Raw genomic sequence first — 17,176 nt, forward strand, 5'->3', positions numbered from 1 at the left:
ATCAGGAAATATCGTAAATTTTTGCTAAAGGATGCGTTAATCATGAGCGGTACTGTCAAAGCTACATTTGATAAAAAAGATTTTCTCGATGATCTGGGGTCGCTGCTGGCGATTAAAAGTACAAAGGATGCCGCGGCAGCCAAGGAAGGTGCACCATTCGGGCCCGGGCCGCTTGAAGCTCTGGAAAAAATGCTGGAGCTTGGAAAGCGCGACGGTTTCAGGACAAAGAACCTGCAGGGCTACGCGGGGTTCATTGAATACGGTCCTGAAGACGCGGAGGATTATATTGCCGTCCTCGGGCATGTCGATGTGGTTCCGGCGACCGGCAAATGGGCGCATGATCCTTTTTCGGGCTACGTGGAAAACGGCACGCTTTACGCCCGCGGCGCGATTGATGATAAAGGACCGACAATGGCGGCGTATTACGCGCTGAAATCCTTGAGAGATTCGGGGCTGCCGATTAAAAACAGGATCCGCCTGGTGATTGGTACCGATGAAGAGAGCGGCTGTGCGTGCATGGTTAAATACAATGAACTTGAACCGATGTCTCTGTTCGGTTTTGCGCCGGATGCCGAGTTTCCGCTGATTTTTGCCGAGAAGGGGCGGATCCACATACGCATTGATCTGGCGGCGAAGGAGGAGGCGGCGCCGGTGCATCTGTCCGCTTTTTATTCCGGCGAGCGGGTCAACATGGTTCCGGATTACGCCTATGCCGTGCTGACCGGGGCGGAAGCCGAAAAATGGCTGGCTGCCGCTCAAAATTATTTGAAAGAAAAACAAATTGCTTTTTCAGTCGAAACACAGGCGAACGGCCTGAAGCTGACGGTCAAGGGGAAATCGGCGCACGGATCGGAGCCGGCGAACGGTGTGAACGCGGCTTTTCTGCTTGCCGGAGCGCTTGCTGATCTTCCGTTTTCCCATTCTGAAAGAGCGTTTATCGCTTTTCTTGCCGAAACGCTGAGCGGCGATTTTGCCGGCAAACGGCTGGGCATTGCCTTCCGAGACGATATTTCCGGTGAGCTGACGGTCAATGCAGGTCTTGTGCGGTACAATCAGGCAGGCGGCGGCACCATCTCACTGGATATCCGCTGCCCGATCAAGGCTCCGCTTGATCAGATTGCCGGGACACTGACGGCGTCCGTTGAGAAACTGGGCCTGTCTGTCGGCGAACTTGGGACAGAAAAACCGCTGTATGTGGATCCGAAGCATCGCGGCGTGCAGATCCTGAAGCAAGTATATGAAGATCATACCGGGGAAAAGAATGTTAAACTGCTGACTTCGGGAGGCGGGACCTACGCCCAGTATCTTGACGCGGGAGTGGCTTTCGGCGCCTGCATGCCGAATTATCCATATACCGGCCATCAGGTTGATGAACATGTGAGAGTAGACGATCTGCTGCTGGCTGCAGCCATCTATGCAGATGCGATGTATGAGCTTGGCAATCTCGATAAATGATTTTGAATGAATCCCGAAAAGCTCAGTATTCTAATGGGATAAATATGTTTCCTAATTGACGCTGCATAAAAAGTCCACTATATTGTTGCTAAAAGCTTTTTATGGAAGTGGGAGAGATGGACTATGAGTGACCGGCCGATCGTCGGTGTTACCTGTGGATTTATGAAGAAAAATGATTTTGTTCAGGGCCCCTATACTCATGAAGATTATGTAAAGTCGCTGATTTCGGCGGGAGCTGTTCCGATCATTCTGCCGATTGCTCCGGATAACGTGACTGAGAACTATGAGGGCCTGTGCGACGGATTCCTTTTCAGCGGCGGCAGCGATGTCGATCCGAGATTTTATGGGGAGTCGCCGTCTCCGCAGATCTATGCATTTGATACGGAACGGGATGCATCCGAACTGCTTCTTATGAGAAGGGTGATCGCAGCAGGCAAACCGGTATTCGGGATTTGCCGCGGCCTCCAGGTCATGAATGTCGCATTCGGCGGGACACTGATTCAGGATCTCCCTTCCGAAATGAAACAGGCTTTGCAGCATACTCAGAAAGTGCCGCGGACGAAAACGAGCCACAGCGTGCGGGTGCTGGAAGACAGCCGCCTTTTTACTCTGCTGAACGGCAGGAAGACGCTGTATGTCAACAGTCTGCATCACCAGGCGATCAAAACGCTGGCTGCCGAGCTTCGGGCAGTTGCTTTCGCCCCCGACGGGATCATTGAGGCGGCCGAACATGTAAATAATGACCGGATTCTGGGCATTCAATGGCATCCGGAATCGATGGCGGCAGGCGGAGATGCGTTAATGAATCACTTATTCCGCTGCTTTGTTGAAAAATGTGCCCGGATTAAAGAAAAAACGGTCTGAGATGGGCGTCCGGCAGACATCGAGGCCAGTCGGGATCCCCTGCCTAGAATTTTGATCTGTTTTCGGTTTTACGGCGGTGCACTTTTTTTCACGATTGCAGGAATAATCGGCGTTTTCCCCCGAAGAGAGCATAGACGGGCGGTAATCCGCAGGGATGGGCGGCCAAGTGCAGGCTGCTGAAAAAAATTTATAAAAAAGTCGTGACTTTTTCCGGCAGGCTGATAGAATGATTGTTGCATGAAAAGAAAATGATTTTCCTTGCCAATTGGTCAGATCCGTGCTCTTTGAGGAATCGAATCGGAGCAGAAATTGTGCAATCCGGGTGCGGGTGATGTATAACGAATGGAGGAAAACCGCCGTACGCAGCCTTCCTGCTGAGGGGGCAGATACCGGTAACCGTCTCTTTGTCCGCTCATACAATGGAAAAAAGTTTAATAAATTTTGGGGGCTTATCGATTAGATGGCAAAAGGAATTGTTCTGCTGTGCCTGTCGGTGTTGCTGAATGCTTTTGGGAATGCCCTGACCGTCAAGGCCGCCCTGGGTTCCGCACCCTGGACAGCCGCGGGGCTTAATCTGTCCGACATGCTTGGAATAACGGTCGGCAATGCACTGATTATTATCGGTTTTATCGCTTTGATTGCGGACGATTTGCTGCGCCGGCGCTGGAATCGGATGAAGGACGTATATAATTTTCTTTATGTCCTTTCGTTCGGCTATGTGATCGACGGCTGGCTGTTTGTTATGCAGTCTATCGCTATCAACGGCCTTTTTCTCCGGATCGCCGTTTGCGTCATCGGCGTGATGTGCATCGCTGCCGCGCTGTCGATCTATTTTCGGGTTAATCTTGTCCTCCATCCGTTTGATGACCTGCTGAAGATTTTGCGTGATAAATATCTTCACGGAAATGTCGTGCTCGCGCAGCGGATCTCGCTTGGCGTCCCGCTTTTATTCGGGCTGGCAGCAGGCATCATCCGCCATCGTCTGATCGGAATCAGTCTCGGAACAGCCATCAGTTTTCTTTGCATGGGCTACTTCATTCTTTTATTTGATAAGACGATCCGTTTCAATCTGGATCGGAAAAGGACATTCAGCTTCCACAGATTGGGCCGAGTGCACAGTGTACGACATCCGTGATCTCATTGAGGCCATGTTCCGCGCTCGGTGGGGAACGTCATTTTTAGAGCGATTTTATATCTTGATTTTTGGGAAGAATAGGATTATAACTGAAATAAGTTTTAAGAACGCATAAATAAAAGCGATGAAGAGAAGAAGTAGAGAGTCCGGCTTTTCTGCAGAGAGCTCCGTTCGGTGCAAGGGAGCAAAAGACGGCTTTCGAACATGGCCTCCGAGCTGCGCTGCCGAACAGTGTATTTCCAGACGAAGTAAGCCGCGACAAGTTAAGGTTCTTGTTATCAAAACCGGAGTATACGAATGCGCCTCGGGCTGCTTCCGTACTCGCTGAGGCCGGCGATGTGAATAGCCGGTGAATAAAGGTGGTACCACGTGAATAAAACCTCGTCCTTTCATAATAAGTTAAGGACGGGGTTTTTTTGTGCGGGCAGAAACGGAGCGGAAGGATCGCACGGCATGCTGCAGAACATTCCGGCGGTCGTTCGGCACGAAAACTCATAAAGAAAGGTGAACGGAATGAGCAAAGCACTGGTTTTTCAAACGGATTTCGGATTAGTCGACGGGGCTGTCTGTGCGATGTACGGGGTAGCGAATACGGTGGATCCGACGCTGAAGATTTTTGATCTGACACATGATATCCCTCAGTACAACGTGTGGGAAGCGTCGTACCGGCTGCGGCAGGCGGTGGACTATTGGCCTGGAGGAACGGTGTTTGTTTCGGTCGTCGACCCGGGCGTCGGATCGACGCGGCGGAGCGTTATAGCCAGAACGCGGCGCGGCCAGTATATCATCACGCCGGACAACGGGACTCTGACACACATCAAAAAAATGGACGGGATCGAAAGCGCGCGTGTCTTTGATGAAAAGGCTAACAAACTGCCGAATACCGGAGAATCCTATACATTTTTCGGCCGCGACATTTACGCCTATACGGGGGCGCGTCTGGCGTCCGGTCTCATTGACTTCGATCATTTCGGAAAACGTGTTCCGGCCGATTCGGTTGTCGAACTGCCGATCGTTCCGCCTTTCAAAAAAGAAAACCGTGTCGCCGGAATGATTGATGTGCTGGACGTGCGTTTCGGCAATCTCTGGACCAACATCGGCCATGGCCTGTTTCACCAGCTCAACGTGCGTCAAGGCGAGCGGCTTGAAGTCAGCATCAGAAACGATACCCGGAATATTTATGAAAATACGATGGCGTTCGCCCGTTCATTTGCCGCCGTCGCGATCGGCGAGCCGCTGATCTACGTCAATTCTCTTCAAAACATGGGAATCGCCATCAATCAGGGATCATTTGCCAAAGCTTACAGCATCGGAACGGGATCGAACTGGCACATTTCATTCAGGAAAATACAAGGGCAGTTTTAGGCCCCCAATTTCCGTTGATCCGTTTATTTGAAAAACAGCCTTTAAGGAGGTGATGCTGCGGAAACGGGATAAACAGCTTTTTTAACAGTTTTCCGGAATAACTTTTAGGAGGTGGTACTGCAACAATAAAGAAAATCGCGATCGCCTGCCGTTCCCAGGCCCGCTGCTGAGTAAAGTTATCGGGGGAACACATGATTCGGAATAATCAAATGACCGGCAGGAACGGATGATTTAGGAATGGCGGTTTTCCCCGGCTGAAAGAGTCCCCGTGCTCCGCATTAAAACAGCTGTATCCCGCAAATGGCCTTTTTAGAACTTATTCATTCATTTTAAGAGAAGGAAGTGCTGACAAAAATGGTAAAAGCTAAAAGCAGTAAGGAACTGTTATCCATCCGAACGATTGTCGCGATCGGCATCGGGGCTGCAATTTTTATTATCCTACGCTATATTTCAATTCCTGCCGGTATTGTGCCGAACACAACCATTCAGCTTTCATACATTTTTCTTGCATTAATAGCGGTCATTTACGGACCTGTAGCCGGCGGACTGATTGGCCTGATCGGTCATTCGCTGGGTGATGCCCTTCAATATGGATCAGTCTGGTGGAGCTGGGTCATTGTTTCGACGTTAGTCGGCGTAGGGTTCGGTTTAATTAGCAGCCGTTTGAAAATAACCGAAGGCATTTTTGATTGGAAATCGGTTGTGATCTTCAATGCCACTCAGGTAATGACTCAGGCCGTCGGATGGTTTCTGATCGCGCCGGTTCTTGATATCGTTATTTATAGTGAACCGGCAAATAAAGTCTTCCTTCAAGGATTTGTTGCCGGGATCCTTGATATCGTGACTGTCGGAATTTTCGGGACATTGCTTATCTGGATTTATGCAAAAACACAAACGAAAAAGGGGAGCCTTAAGAAAGAAGCGTGATTTCCAACCTGTGAAATCTATGAAAAAACGTCAGGAATTCTTATGAAAAAAGCCATTGTTTCATTTAAAAACTTCAGTTACAAGTACGTCAGTCAGGAAAGTCCTACATTGCATGATCTGAATCTTGATATTTTTGAAGGGGAGATCGCACTGATTGCCGGTCCGTCCGGATGTGGGAAAAGTACGCTTGGAAACTGCATGAATGGACTGATTCCGAATTCTTACAAGGGAGAAATGCAAGGATCGGTTAAAGTAATGGGGCATGAGACAAGAGACCGGAGCCTGTTTGATCTCTCAAAAACAGTGGGGACCGTCCTCCAGGATACGGATGCCCAATTTATCGGGCTGACGGTCGGAGAAGATATTGCATTTGCGCTGGAAAACGATGCCGTCGCTCAAGAAGAGATGAAGGAAAGGGTTCGCACGGCTGCGGTTCGGGTAGGAATGAACGCTTTTCTTGACCGGTCGCCGCATGATCTGTCAGGCGGGCAGAAGCAGAGGGTGTCGCTTGCCGGAGTTTTGGTTGACCCTGTCCGCCTTCTTCTTTTTGATGAACCGCTTGCCAATCTGGATCCCGCGGCCGGAAAACAGACGATGCAGCTGATCGACCGCATTCATCGGGTAAGCGGCATCACGGTTGTTATCATTGAGCATCGTCTCGAAGATGTGCTGGAAATCGATGTTGATCGCGTAATCGTCCTATCGGAAGGAAGAATTGTGGCAGATGCCCCGCCCAATAAACTGCTTGCCTCGGAAGTTCTGAGAAAAAACGGGGTCCGGGAGCCGCTTTATCTTTCCGCTCTGAAAAAGGCAGGCATCGCGGTAACGCCGGATCTGCATCCGGAGCACATTGAGACGCTGGATCTTTCCGTTATCCGGAAACCGCTTGTTTCATGGGCGCAGGCGAAAGGTCGCGATGAAGATAAAGCGGCTGCTGCTTCTGCTTTAAATCTCAGTCAGGTGTCCTTTCAGTATAAAACCGGTCTACCGGTTTTACGTGATGTTTCCTTTTCAATCGGGAAGGGAGAAAGAATCGGTATCGTGGGAAAGAACGGAGCGGGGAAATCGACGCTGACGAAATTGATTTGTGGTTTGGAAAAACCTATGTCCGGCAGTCTTTTCTTTCAGGGCAGCGATATGAAAGACTGGACGATTAAAGAACGGTCCGAACATATCGGTCTTGTCATGCAGAGCCCGAATCAGATGATTTCGCAGCAGATGATTTTCGATGAAGTGGCGTTCGGCCTTAGGATTCGCGGGACGGACCCGCGGAAAATCGAAGAGCGGGTCTATGAGACGTTGAAAATCTGCGGCCTGTATCCATTCAGACACTGGCCGGTCTCCGCACTCAGCTTTGGGCAGAAAAAGCGGGTAACCATTGCTTCTATTCTTGTCCTCCGGCCGGATATCCTGATTCTTGATGAACCGACAGCAGGGCAGGATTACAGACATTACACAGAGATCATGCGATTTCTGGATCAGCTGAACAATCAGGGCATGACCATCGTTATGATTACTCACGACATGCATCTCCTGCTTGAATATACAGATCGGGCCATTGTCATGACGGACGGTGTAAAAATTGCCGACCGATCCCCGTCACAACTGCTATCCGATCCCGAAACGGCCGCACGGGCCGGCTTAAAGACGACCTCGCTTTTCCGTCTTGCGGAGCGGATAGGTTTCCCTGATCCGCCTGATTTTGTGGAACGGTTCATTGTTGAAGAAAGAGAGGAGCGCTCGCATTATGGACATGCGAATGCTGAGTTTTATTGACCGGCCGTCTCCGATTCACCGGCTGACAGGCGCCGCAAAGCTTGTCTGTTTTATAATTTTGTCCGTCGTCGGAATGAGCACTTATGATACGAGAATTTTGCTCGCTATGCTGATCACAGGTCTCGCGGTTTTTAAACTGTCCGGAATCCGATTTCGCGAAGTTTCGTTTATTCTGACATTTATTCTTCTTTTTCTGTTGCTCAATGATCTGGCTATTTTTGCTTTTGCGCCTCAGCAGGGAGTCGGAATTTACAGTACGAAACATGTGATTTTGCAGCTGCCCGGACACTATTCGCTCACTATGGAACAGTTTTTTTACGAATTCAATATTACGCTGAAGTATTTCAGTGTCATCCCGTTCGCCCTGCTTTTTATTGTGACGACGAATCCAAGCGAATTTGCTGCGTCGGTGAATAAGATCGGCATCAGTTACCGGATCGCCTACGCTATCGCAATCACGCTCCGTTACATTCCCGATATTCAGCGCGACTATCGCGAAATTGCTCTGGCGCAACAGGCAAGGGGGATTGATCTTTCAAAAAAAACGAAGTTCCGGAAAAGAATGAAAAATGGAGCGGCCATTGTTATTCCGTTAATCTTCTCAAGCCTTGACCGTATCGAAGTGATCAGCAACGGCATGATGCTGCGCGGCTTCGGCAAGAAGAAAAAGAGAACCTGGTACAGAGCACAGTCGTTTACTGCACGCGATTATGCGGCCATCGGATTTTGTGCGATGCTGTTTATTCTTTCGCTGATGCTTGCTTTTCAGCAGGGCGGCCGTTTTTATAACCCGTTTAAATAAATGGCACAAAAGAACGTCTTCGAAAGTTTTTCGGAGGCGTCTTTTGCTTCCGCTGAGTGATGAGGCCGGTGCCATAGAATAGCCGTTGACGGGCTTTTTTGTCTGTCAATTTTTACGGATCGCATACAGGCAGACGGACGTCAGAAATACAGGGCCAGGATCCCTATATATTCCTTCACGGCCGTAGAAGTTGCGGAGCCCTCCGAAGGGACAAATTGCATCGGATAGACGGACAGTCTGCGGCTGGTCAGATAGTCCGTCGGATAAGGCTGGACCTGCACGCCTGTTTTATTAAAATTCATCACGGCCCGGCGCATATGAAATGCGGAAGTGACGAGGATAGGGCGATTAAGCCGATGGGTACGCATGACCGCTTTCGTATTTCGGGCATTTTGCGTGGTCGTGATACTTTTGTTTTCCGTCATGATTTTATTTCCGGGGACGCCTAAAGCGATCAGCTGCCGTTTGGCGATATCTGCCTCAATGCCGCTGTCCGGGAAGACTTTTCCTCCTGATAAGATAATCGGCAGGCCGGTTAATTTATATAATCGGAAAGTCGTTAAAAGACGATTTGCCGCGTCGCCGGATAATTGTCCCTTTCCGTTGATATCGGGGGTGTCCGGGGTCGCCCCGCCGCCGAGCATGACGATGACGTCTCCACTTGGGTGAGAAGGCGGCTGATAAGCGTTTTCGAGCGGATGAAGGAGCAGATCGCCCGTAATCGGTATGTAGGAGAGATAAAGGAGAACAGCCAGACTCCCTGTGATAATGGCAACAGGGCGATGCCGCCGGATCCGTATGCTCAAAATAACGAGCAGAGTCACAAACAGCCCGGGCGGCAGAATGAATCCATAAACGAATTTAATGATATATTCCATAAAAGGCTCCTCTTTTCGGGCATGCGGAAAGACTGCGGTAAGTCTCCGATCGCCTTGCCATAATCATGCATCTTGCTGTTTCATTTAAGAGCTGAGCTCAGGGGATATGCCTATTATACAATGTCCAGCGGGACTTTGCGCGATGGGCGGGGGAAGGCCCGATCCAGCGCGGCCTGCTCGGCATCGGAAAGGATGACGGCTGCGGCCCGGGCATTTTCCAGGACATGTTCCGGCTGTCCGGCTTTCGGAATAGCAATGACGCGTTCCGATCCGGCACGGCGGCGGATGCACCAGGCGAGCAGCAGCTGCAGCGGCGTGATCCCGTGAGCAGCCGCGATGCCGGACACTGCCGGATCTGTTAAAAGCCGTTTCTTGAGCGAGCCTGCTTCAGCGAGCGGGCAGTAAGCCATGACCGGCATGTGCTGTTCTTTTTGCCACTGGAGCAGATCCACTTCGATGCCGCGTGATCCCAGATGGTACAGGACCTGATTGGCTGCGCAGTTGGATCCGTTCGTTCTGCTCCACATGTTTTCCATGTCTGCCCTGTCGAAGTTCGACACGCCCCAGCGCAAAATTTTTCCGTTTTTCTTTAATGTTTCCATTCCTTCAATGGTTTCTTCAATCGGGACGGTGCCTTTCCAGTGAAGCAGGTAGAGATCCAGATGGTCGGTCCCGAGCCTGCGGAGGCTGTTCTCGCACGCAGCGGCCAGGCTTTTCGGATCGCCATGGCTGGGCAGAGCTTTACTGACAAGAAAAACCTGATCGCGAAGTCCGCTGATTGCCTCGCTGACGACCCGCTCGGATTTTCCATAGCCGTAAAGCTCGGCAGTATCGATCAGCGTCATTCCGAGCCGGATCCCCAGTCTGAGTGCTTCAATTTCAGTATTCCTTTTGGATGGGACATCGCCCATATGCCATGTTCCTTGGCCGATTGCCGGAACCGTTGTCCCGTCTGTCAGCGTGACGGTGCAGCTGCTTACCTGCTGTCTGACGGTTTCCATTTCCCTGTCGCTTATTTTAATCAGGATGAATCATCTCCGCTAAACTTTATTTCAGAACTTTCCCGTTTATTATCGCATGATATTTTCCCGAAGCCAAAGATTTTGCGGTATTTTGAGATTCATATTCGCTGTGCGCCGTTCGAATGATATGTAACAGACATAGATAACGGGCGCGGATTTTTGATTCGGGCTGAAATTTGTTTCAAAAAACAGCCCGGTCATGCATAATAAGAATAGAACTTATTTTGAATATTTGCCGCACGGATGAAGGAGGAGCCTGTCGGCCATGGCCGTTTCCGTACTGAAAAAGACCTTTCAATCTGATTACACCAAAGTGTTTTTGCTTTGTCTGCTGACTTCCGGACTGATGTTTCTTCCTTCCATTATCATCAATAAGGGCCTGTTTACGCTTGTGGGCGATTTTAATTATCAGCAGATCCCGTTTAACATGCTCAGCAACAGCTCGATTAAGCACGGAGATATATTTTGGAGCTGGGCAACGGATCTTGGAAGTAATTTTATCGGTTCTTACAGCTTTTATACGCTGGGCAGCCCTTTTTTCTGGCTCAGCCTGCTTTTTCCCGCTTCTTTTTTTCCGTACATTATCGGTCCGATGCTGATGCTGAAATACTGCGTTGCGGGAATGACCGCGTTCGGATATATGAAACGTTATGTATCCGATAAGCATTATGCGGCAATGGGCGCCTTGCTCTACGCCTTTTCCGGCTTTTCCGTCGTCAATCTGATGTTCAATCACTTTCAGGATGTAATTGCGTTTTTTCCTCTGCTGCTGGCAGGCATGGATAAATTAGTAGAGGACCGAAAGCACGGCTGGTTTGCGGCAGCGGTCGCGCTGAACGCCACATTGAATTTTTTCTTTTTCATGGGCGAGCTTGTCTTTCTGATTCTCTATTTCTGTATACGGTTTTTGGCTGAAGATATTCGAAAATACATACGGGCGCTTCCTAAATGTCTGCTCGAGGGGGCTGTCGGTTTAGGCATGGCCTGCTTTCTTTTTCTTCCTGCCGTTCTTTTTACTGTCCAGAACCCGCGCTTGAATGCTTTCCTTTACGGACCGAGCGCTTTAACGTTTGACGGAGCCCGCTATCTGGAAATTATTAAGGCGTTCCTGATGCCGGCCGATCTGATGCCGTACCAGTCCGCCATTTATGATTCGGATTTTACTTCCAGCGGTGCGTACCTGCCGCTGTTCGGGCCGGTTCTGGTGATCGCGATGATGATCGGAGAACGGAAAAACTGGATGTCGCGGATTACGCTCCTGTCTTTGATCATGGCCTGCATACCGCTCCTGAACAGCCTGTTCTACGTACTGAACGCCTCCTACTATGCCCGCTGGTTCTATATGCCGGTTCTGATTATGGCACTAATGTCGGCTGTCGTCCTTGAAAAAAGAAACGAGATCAGCATCAGAAGTATCAGAAAGGGGTGGCTGATCACAGCCGGTGCCACGGCTTTGCTTGCCGTTTTTCTGTTCTTTTATCCATGGAGCCCGAGTGAAAAAAGCGCTGTCTTTCGTCCGGATCTTTTCCTTTTCTATCTGAGTGTCACTCTGGCCGGCCTGGCGGGCACCTACTATCTGATCGGGCGCTTTAAAAGCACAAAATACTGGACGCTCGTGACGACGGCGGTGCTCGTTCTATTTTCGGGCGGACTGGGATTATTCAATATTGAAGTCACGAACAGTGTTTACAGCTATCAGTCGGGAAGCGATATCTATAATACGCTGATAAAAACGGCCCGGTTTCTGAACGCGGTTCTGCCGAAAAGCGAGGATTATCGGGTGGGAATCAGCGATGACGGATCGAATCTGCCGATGGTTTCCAATACGCCGACCGTAAATTCATTTACGAGCATGGTCAACGGCTCGATTTTTAATTTTTACAGATCTCTCGACGACCCGCGTGAAGTCAAGACGATTATTCCCGACAGCTATTTCGGCCTTCAGCCGCTGCTCTCCGAACGATTTTACATCGATACGGTCCAGGATAAAAACGGCTATCTCTACGCGCAATTTAATAATGGAACAAATACCGTCTATGTTTATGAAAATAAAAACGTGCTGCCGATCGGATTTACGTACGACTATTACATGACAACCAAACAGTTCAACATGATCCCGGCGGAAGACCGGCATCTGGCACTGCTTAAAGCCGTGGTTCTGTCTCCTTCGGAAGTCAGCCGGGTGAAGAACTTTTTGCTGCCGATTCCCATTTCTCAGCTGAACTCGATTGAAAGCGGAAATTATCTTCAGGATGTACGGGCACGGGCAAGCGAGGCGTCCACTTATTTTCACCGCGACCAGCACGGCTTCACTTCAAAAATTCGTACCGATTCCGAAAAGTACGCCTTCTTCAGTGTTCCATATGATCAAGGCTGGAGTGCGACCGTCAACGGGCAGCCCGTGCAAATTCTCAACACGGATGGATTTATGATCGTTCCGGTAAATGAAGGGAACAATACGATCCGCTTTACTTATCAGACGCCCGGTCTGACCGCCGGAATTTTCATTTCTCTTCTATCGCTTGTCCTGTGGGCAGGGTGGATTTACGGAGGAAAAAAATTCAGCGAGCGGCTGTCGAATCCGTTTGGTAAGACCCCTCCGGGACGAACATTGAGTTAAAAGGGAAGATTCGTTCATATTTGAATTTTTTTTGAACGGCTGGATTTTTCGGTGATCAACGATTGAAAAGAATTGAAAATTATGGTATTTTCTTTACAATAAAGAATAAAAATTCTTTGCCCACTCTGAAAGCTTTATTTTTTATCTTCACGATAATCGCCGAATCCAAGCTTTTCCCTCCTGCGGCGGTTCCTTTTTCCAAGCAATTTCTCTGAATGCTCGTCCAAAAATCGACACGTGCGGATCCATGCGGATGAATGCCGCCTGAAACGGGCATGAAGCACGGCAGGCCTCAGGCGTTTACTTCCAGATCCGGTCGAAAGAGCGGATTGACCAACCAAAAATGAAAAGGATGGGTAGAATGGATCAGTATATTATCAGTCAGAAAACGATGGCTTTACTGCCGTACGATAGCCCGGACGGCAGCCTGCAGACATGGGTTATTGAAGAGGAGCGAATCCTTTCGCTTCCGCAGACGCCTTATCAGGTGCTCCATTATTCATGCGGTTATTTCGGCTCTACCTTCAGCGGAAGAAAAAAGGGGGCGGTTTCCATGGGTTACAAAAGCATGCCGCCGATCTGCATCTGCAGCGAGCTCGGCCTCTACTTCTTCCCGTTAATGTCAGAAGCAAGACGGGAATGTGTCTGGCTTTCGCACACACATATCAGGGATTGGAGAAAGTGCGGTGAGAGGCATGTCATGGTCCATCTGATGAACGGCCGCAAGATCCCGGTTCCGGTCCAGCTGAATGTTTTTCAAAGCAAACTGATGAGAGCGGCGCAGTTCCGCTATCAGCTCTGTGAACGGATGGCACCCCGGCGGTCCGCAAATGAGTATCCTGAAATGTTGGAGATAAGTTCTGCCGAGCATCTGATCATCAATGAACGGGGGACTTATTCGATTTGCGAAAAAACTCCGGCCGTTGAATAAAGTACTTTTCAAATGGTGACGGGCTCCGAACAGGCCGAATAAACGCATTTGCTGCCGCCGATGGATTCTTCCTTCAAATGGCGCCAAGCTCGAACAGCCCAGGAGAATTCTGCAGCGCCCGGGTTGTTCACCCTTCCGCACGCACAAAATAATGGTCCCGGTATGGGACGTGGCCGTTATCTTAAGGGAGTATTGAGAAGAATTTTTTCAGGTAAAGAAAACCCGCAGGACGGCTTAGTGCCGCCTCATCCAGGCCGGTTCTCGGCGGGAGGGAAAGCGGGCAGCAAGGATCCGTTTGGAGGACCGGGCCGGTATGGGAGCAGATACAAGTATCTTCAATTGCCTGAGGGCATTCGATGTAGCCGATGCTGATTATGAAGGTTGAACATCCGGTTAAGCGCGACCATGAGGACTGCTTGGAACAGCGGAGCGGAAACAGCCGAGAAGCAGGCGGATTTTCCGTTCGCCCGGCGTGTAAAAAAGTTTTTTAAATTCATACTAAGGATGTCATAACGGCCACGGCCGATCTTTCAAAGATAAGGTTTTCTTTCATCCGGAACACCATTTCTAAAAATGATAAGCCGAGGAAGCGCCCGTGTCTGAACGGTATGGCTTGAACCGCTTCTCCAGAAGTGCCGGATTTAGCCGGAAGGGAGCAGGAAACGGCCGATAGAGTGCCGGATTTGGCCGGAAGGGAGTAGAATTTGGCCGATAGAATGCCGGAATCGGCCGGAAGGGAGCAGGAAACGGCCGATAGAATGCCGGAATCGGCCGGAAGGGAGCAGGAAACGGCCGATAGAATGCCGGAATCGGCCGGAAGGGAGTAGGAAACGGCCGATAGAGTGCCGGATTTGGCCGGAAGGGAGCAGGAAACGGCCGATAGAGTGCCGGATTTGGCCGGAAGGGAGCAGAATTTGGCCGATAGAATGCCGGAATCGGCCGGAAGGGAGTAGGAAACGGCCGATGGAATGCCGGAATCGGCCGGAAGGGAGTAGGAAATGGCCGATGGAATGCCGGAATCGGCCGGAAGGGAGCAGGAAACGGCCGATAGAATGCCGGAATCGGCCGGAAGGAAATCTGAAATCGGCCGATTTGGGTGTTTCTCCCGCATATTAGCATAATCTTTGAATGCCGCTCCGTTTGGCGATAAAATGCGGCGGCCGAAGAGGGGACCCGGCCTAAAAAAGCGGATCTCATTTGTTTCAGAACTTTGACATATTGGTTGCGTTTGCAGCAGCCGTCGGACACGGAGCATTCTGTTATACTGAATCTGTGATACAACAGAAATGATAAAGGGAGAATTATTGTATGACAAAAGCTTTCCTTTTTCTTTCGGACTTTGACGGGACCCTCACGGGCAAAGATTTTTTTCATGTCATTATTGATCAATATTTTCAAAAGGACAGCGAGCAACTTTACGCGGATTGGGACAGTAAAGTGACGACAGATCTTAATTTTCTGACCCGTTTATTCGGAGCGATCAATCGGGATCAGGCCGGAATCGAGGAAGACATCCTGAAAATTCCGTTCGATCCGGACGCAAAGAAGGTCATTGAACACGTTCAAAGGGCGGGCGGCGACTTTGTCGTAATCAGTGCGGGAACGGATTATTATATAAAGCGGATTTTCAGTCATTATGGCGTCCACGGCGTCAAGATTTATTCTAATCCGGGGATCTACGCAAACCGGGGCATTCAGTTGAAGGTTGACCCGAACGGACGTTACTACTCGGAGATGTACGGTATCGATAAAGCGAAGCTGGCCCGTGATTTAATCAGGGATTACGATACTGTTTATTTTGCGGGAGACAGCAGACCGGATCTGCAGGCGGCCGAACTGGCCGATACGGCGTTTGCTAAAGGAAAACTGCAGGGTCTGCTCGATGCCGGGCATCATCCGTATGTGCCGATCCGCAGCTTTAAGGATGTTGAGGACTATTTACTGGATCATGAGGAGGTTCTGAACAATGGAAGCCGCTAATCATCAGATCGTCGTACCGACCCTTCTGGATGTGAAAAAAGGAAACATGGCCCGCATCGGCGGGCTGCTGAAGCGGCACCGTTTTAAAAAGGCCGTGATTTTTTTCGGGCAGGGTCTGACTGATCTTCTCGGGGATAAAGTGTTCGCCTCTCTTGAAAAAAACGGTATCGAGGTTTTGATGACGACAGAGATCACGGATATTGATATCGACGGCGTCGTTGATCGGGCCTTTCAGCTCCCGTTTCAGACGGAAGCGGTGATCGGCATCGGCGGCGGGAAGGCGCTTGATGCCGCGAAATATACGGCTTTGCTGCGCAAATGGCCGTTCATCAGTGTTCCGACTTCGACATCGAACGACGGTTTTTCGAGTTCGAACACATCGCTGACCATTCACGGACGGCGCATTTCCGTGCACGCGAAGATGCCCTACGGCATTATTATTGATATCGATGTGATCAAAAGTGCACCGGAGTGTTTCATCTATTCAGGCGTCGGCGATCTCGTTTCAAAGATCACCGCGGCCGAAGACTGGATCTTTGAGGAGAAGAGCGGAAAGACGAGAGTGGACGATTGTGCGCTGATGCTGTCAAAGAAGGCGGTCAACAGTTTTGTCCGGACAGATTTCGGTACGATCAGGGACGATCTGTTTCTGAAGGAACTGGTCGATTCACTGACGATGGCCGGCATTTCGATGGAGATTGCCGGAAACAGCGCGCCGACAAGCGGGAGCGAACACCTGATTTCGCATGCGCTCGACATCTGTTCCGCCCGCCCGCAGCTGCACGGCGTGCAGGTCGGCGTCGCTTCCTACCTCATGAGCAAAGTCCAGAATCATCGTTATGAACGAATAACGAAAGTGCTGAAGGGTACCGGATTTTTCAATTATGCAAAGACACTCGGGATGACTCTGTCCGATTTTGACAGGGCGATCGACAAGGCGCCTGAGATCAAACCGATGCGCTATACGTATCTGCACGTGCCGGAGTACCGGAAACTAGCGCATCAAATCCTGCATGACGATCCGATTCTGCAGGAAGTGCTCAGGTAGGAACAGGGCGGAGAGCAGGGGAAAGCAGGGCCGCTCAAAACGTGGAGCCCTCCCCTCTCGCAAGGCTCATTGCCAAATGTTGAAAAGCGGGATATAATGGAAACCGGAAAAGTGATTTTCATTTAACCGAAGAAAATGAGGTTTTATAAAATGGTCGTAGCTGCTTATGATGGGGTTTTTTACGAATAACGAAATAAACGCATGAAGGGTGCGCTTTTTCGTTTCGACAGCCAATCATCATGGGGCAGTTGCGGCTATGCAATTACGGACTGTAAGCAAAATCTGTAGTGGGCATGCTGTTGCCGTGTTCACTGCAGATTTTTTTTGTGCTCTCGGATGTGCCCAATGATGATTCACGGAAAAAAGGGCGGGT

The 17,176-nt window shown here is 50.1% G+C and carries 14 protein-coding genes and 1 other annotated feature; of the genes, 11 read left to right on the forward strand and 3 right to left on the reverse strand.

Going from position 1 to position 17,176, the window contains the following annotated elements:
• Positions 1-42 precede the first annotated feature (42 nt).
• From pepV to OYT88_RS05310, 7 genes are all read left to right on the forward strand, one after another.
• Positions 43-1,455, forward strand: a complete 1,413-nt coding sequence (gene pepV / locus OYT88_RS05280) for a dipeptidase PepV (RefSeq protein ID WP_274398386.1) — start codon at positions 43-45, stop codon at positions 1,453-1,455.
• A gap of 123 nt (positions 1,456-1,578) precedes the next feature.
• Positions 1,579-2,319 carry a gamma-glutamyl-gamma-aminobutyrate hydrolase family protein gene (locus OYT88_RS05285; RefSeq protein ID WP_274398387.1) on the forward strand — a complete coding sequence of 247 codons (741 nt, stop codon included), beginning with the start codon at positions 1,579-1,581 and terminating at the stop codon, positions 2,317-2,319.
• 460 nt (positions 2,320-2,779) lie between these two features.
• Positions 2,780-3,454 (forward strand): YczE/YyaS/YitT family protein, encoded by a 675-nt coding sequence (locus OYT88_RS05290; protein ID WP_274398389.1) that lies wholly within the window; start codon positions 2,780-2,782, stop codon positions 3,452-3,454.
• Positions 3,455-3,569: 115 nt separating this feature from the next.
• Positions 3,570-3,846 (forward strand) — a binding site (T-box leader).
• A gap of 121 nt (positions 3,847-3,967) precedes the next feature.
• Complete coding sequence (locus OYT88_RS05295) at positions 3,968-4,819, forward strand: SAM hydrolase/SAM-dependent halogenase family protein (RefSeq protein ID WP_274398391.1); 852 nt, start codon at positions 3,968-3,970, stop codon at positions 4,817-4,819.
• A gap of 354 nt (positions 4,820-5,173) precedes the next feature.
• Entirely contained in the window at positions 5,174-5,746 is a 573-nt protein-coding gene (locus OYT88_RS05300; protein ID WP_274398393.1) for an ECF-type riboflavin transporter substrate-binding protein, read from the forward strand.
• A 42-nt stretch (positions 5,747-5,788) separates the two neighbouring features.
• Complete coding sequence (locus OYT88_RS05305) at positions 5,789-7,522, forward strand: ABC transporter ATP-binding protein (RefSeq protein WP_274398394.1); 1,734 nt, start codon at positions 5,789-5,791, stop codon at positions 7,520-7,522.
• Positions 7,494-8,324 carry an energy-coupling factor transporter transmembrane component T family protein gene (locus OYT88_RS05310; RefSeq protein ID WP_274398395.1) on the forward strand — a complete coding sequence of 277 codons (831 nt, stop codon included), beginning with the start codon at positions 7,494-7,496 and terminating at the stop codon, positions 8,322-8,324. The genes OYT88_RS05305 and OYT88_RS05310 overlap by 29 nt, the downstream gene beginning before the upstream one ends.
• A gap of 140 nt (positions 8,325-8,464) precedes the next feature.
• On the opposite strand, the gene OYT88_RS05315 is transcribed toward OYT88_RS05310, so the two are convergent.
• Both OYT88_RS05315 and OYT88_RS05320 read right to left on the reverse strand, forming a co-directional pair.
• On the reverse strand, positions 8,465-9,202 hold the full coding sequence (locus OYT88_RS05315; RefSeq protein WP_274398397.1) for a YdcF family protein: 738 nt from the start codon (positions 9,200-9,202) through the stop codon (positions 8,465-8,467).
• Between the two features lie 113 nt (positions 9,203-9,315).
• Entirely contained in the window at positions 9,316-10,203 is an 888-nt protein-coding gene (locus tag OYT88_RS05320; RefSeq protein ID WP_274398398.1) for an aldo/keto reductase, read from the reverse strand.
• 286 nt (positions 10,204-10,489) lie between these two features.
• On the opposite strand from OYT88_RS05320, the gene OYT88_RS05325 reads away from it, so the two are divergent.
• On the forward strand, positions 10,490-12,844 hold the full coding sequence (locus tag OYT88_RS05325; RefSeq protein WP_274398400.1) for a YfhO family protein: 2,355 nt from the start codon (positions 10,490-10,492) through the stop codon (positions 12,842-12,844).
• 361 nt (positions 12,845-13,205) lie between these two features.
• A complete protein-coding gene (locus OYT88_RS05330; RefSeq protein WP_274398401.1) occupies positions 13,206-13,775 on the forward strand; it encodes a competence protein ComK in 570 nt (189 codons plus the stop codon).
• A gap of 493 nt (positions 13,776-14,268) precedes the next feature.
• Here OYT88_RS05330 and OYT88_RS05335 read toward each other — a convergent pair whose 3' ends face one another.
• Positions 14,269-14,886: a ribosomal eL19 family protein gene (locus OYT88_RS05335; RefSeq protein WP_274398404.1), complete on the reverse strand. Its 618-nt coding sequence runs from the start codon at positions 14,884-14,886 to the stop codon at positions 14,269-14,271.
• Positions 14,887-15,083: 197 nt separating this feature from the next.
• On the opposite strand from OYT88_RS05335, the gene OYT88_RS05340 reads away from it, so the two are divergent.
• A complete protein-coding gene (locus tag OYT88_RS05340; protein WP_274398406.1) occupies positions 15,084-15,755 on the forward strand; it encodes an MtnX-like HAD-IB family phosphatase in 672 nt (223 codons plus the stop codon).
• Positions 15,742-16,803 carry an iron-containing alcohol dehydrogenase family protein gene (locus OYT88_RS05345; RefSeq protein ID WP_274398408.1) on the forward strand — a complete coding sequence of 354 codons (1,062 nt, stop codon included), beginning with the start codon at positions 15,742-15,744 and terminating at the stop codon, positions 16,801-16,803. The genes OYT88_RS05340 and OYT88_RS05345 overlap by 14 nt, the downstream gene beginning before the upstream one ends.
• Positions 16,804-17,176 lie beyond the last annotated feature (373 nt).

This window comes from Sporolactobacillus sp. CQH2019 (genome assembly GCF_028765345.1).
Classification (GTDB): domain Bacteria; phylum Bacillota; class Bacilli; order Bacillales; family Sporolactobacillaceae; genus Sporolactobacillus.

Bases quoted from the DNA above. Each gene is read 5' to 3' on its own strand.
- pepV (WP_274398386.1), top strand. From the start codon at position 43: ATGAGCGGTACTGTCAAAGCTACATTTGATAAAAAAGATTTTCTCGAT.
- OYT88_RS05285 (WP_274398387.1), top strand. From the start codon at position 1,579: ATGAGTGACCGGCCGATCGTCGGTGTTACCTGTGGATTTATGAAGAAA.
- OYT88_RS05290 (WP_274398389.1), top strand. From the start codon at position 2,780: ATGGCAAAAGGAATTGTTCTGCTGTGCCTGTCGGTGTTGCTGAATGCT.
- OYT88_RS05295 (WP_274398391.1), top strand. From the start codon at position 3,968: ATGAGCAAAGCACTGGTTTTTCAAACGGATTTCGGATTAGTCGACGGG.
- OYT88_RS05300 (WP_274398393.1), top strand. From the start codon at position 5,174: ATGGTAAAAGCTAAAAGCAGTAAGGAACTGTTATCCATCCGAACGATT.
- OYT88_RS05305 (WP_274398394.1), top strand. From the start codon at position 5,789: ATGAAAAAAGCCATTGTTTCATTTAAAAACTTCAGTTACAAGTACGTC.
- OYT88_RS05310 (WP_274398395.1), top strand. From the start codon at position 7,494: ATGGACATGCGAATGCTGAGTTTTATTGACCGGCCGTCTCCGATTCAC.
- OYT88_RS05315 (WP_274398397.1), bottom strand. From the start codon at position 9,202: ATGGAATATATCATTAAATTCGTTTATGGATTCATTCTGCCGCCCGGG.
- OYT88_RS05320 (WP_274398398.1), bottom strand. From the start codon at position 10,203: ATGGAAACCGTCAGACAGCAGGTAAGCAGCTGCACCGTCACGCTGACA.
- OYT88_RS05325 (WP_274398400.1), top strand. From the start codon at position 10,490: ATGGCCGTTTCCGTACTGAAAAAGACCTTTCAATCTGATTACACCAAA.
- OYT88_RS05330 (WP_274398401.1), top strand. From the start codon at position 13,206: ATGGATCAGTATATTATCAGTCAGAAAACGATGGCTTTACTGCCGTAC.
- OYT88_RS05335 (WP_274398404.1), bottom strand. From the start codon at position 14,886: ATGCGGGAGAAACACCCAAATCGGCCGATTTCAGATTTCCTTCCGGCC.
- OYT88_RS05340 (WP_274398406.1), top strand. From the start codon at position 15,084: ATGACAAAAGCTTTCCTTTTTCTTTCGGACTTTGACGGGACCCTCACG.
- OYT88_RS05345 (WP_274398408.1), top strand. From the start codon at position 15,742: ATGGAAGCCGCTAATCATCAGATCGTCGTACCGACCCTTCTGGATGTG.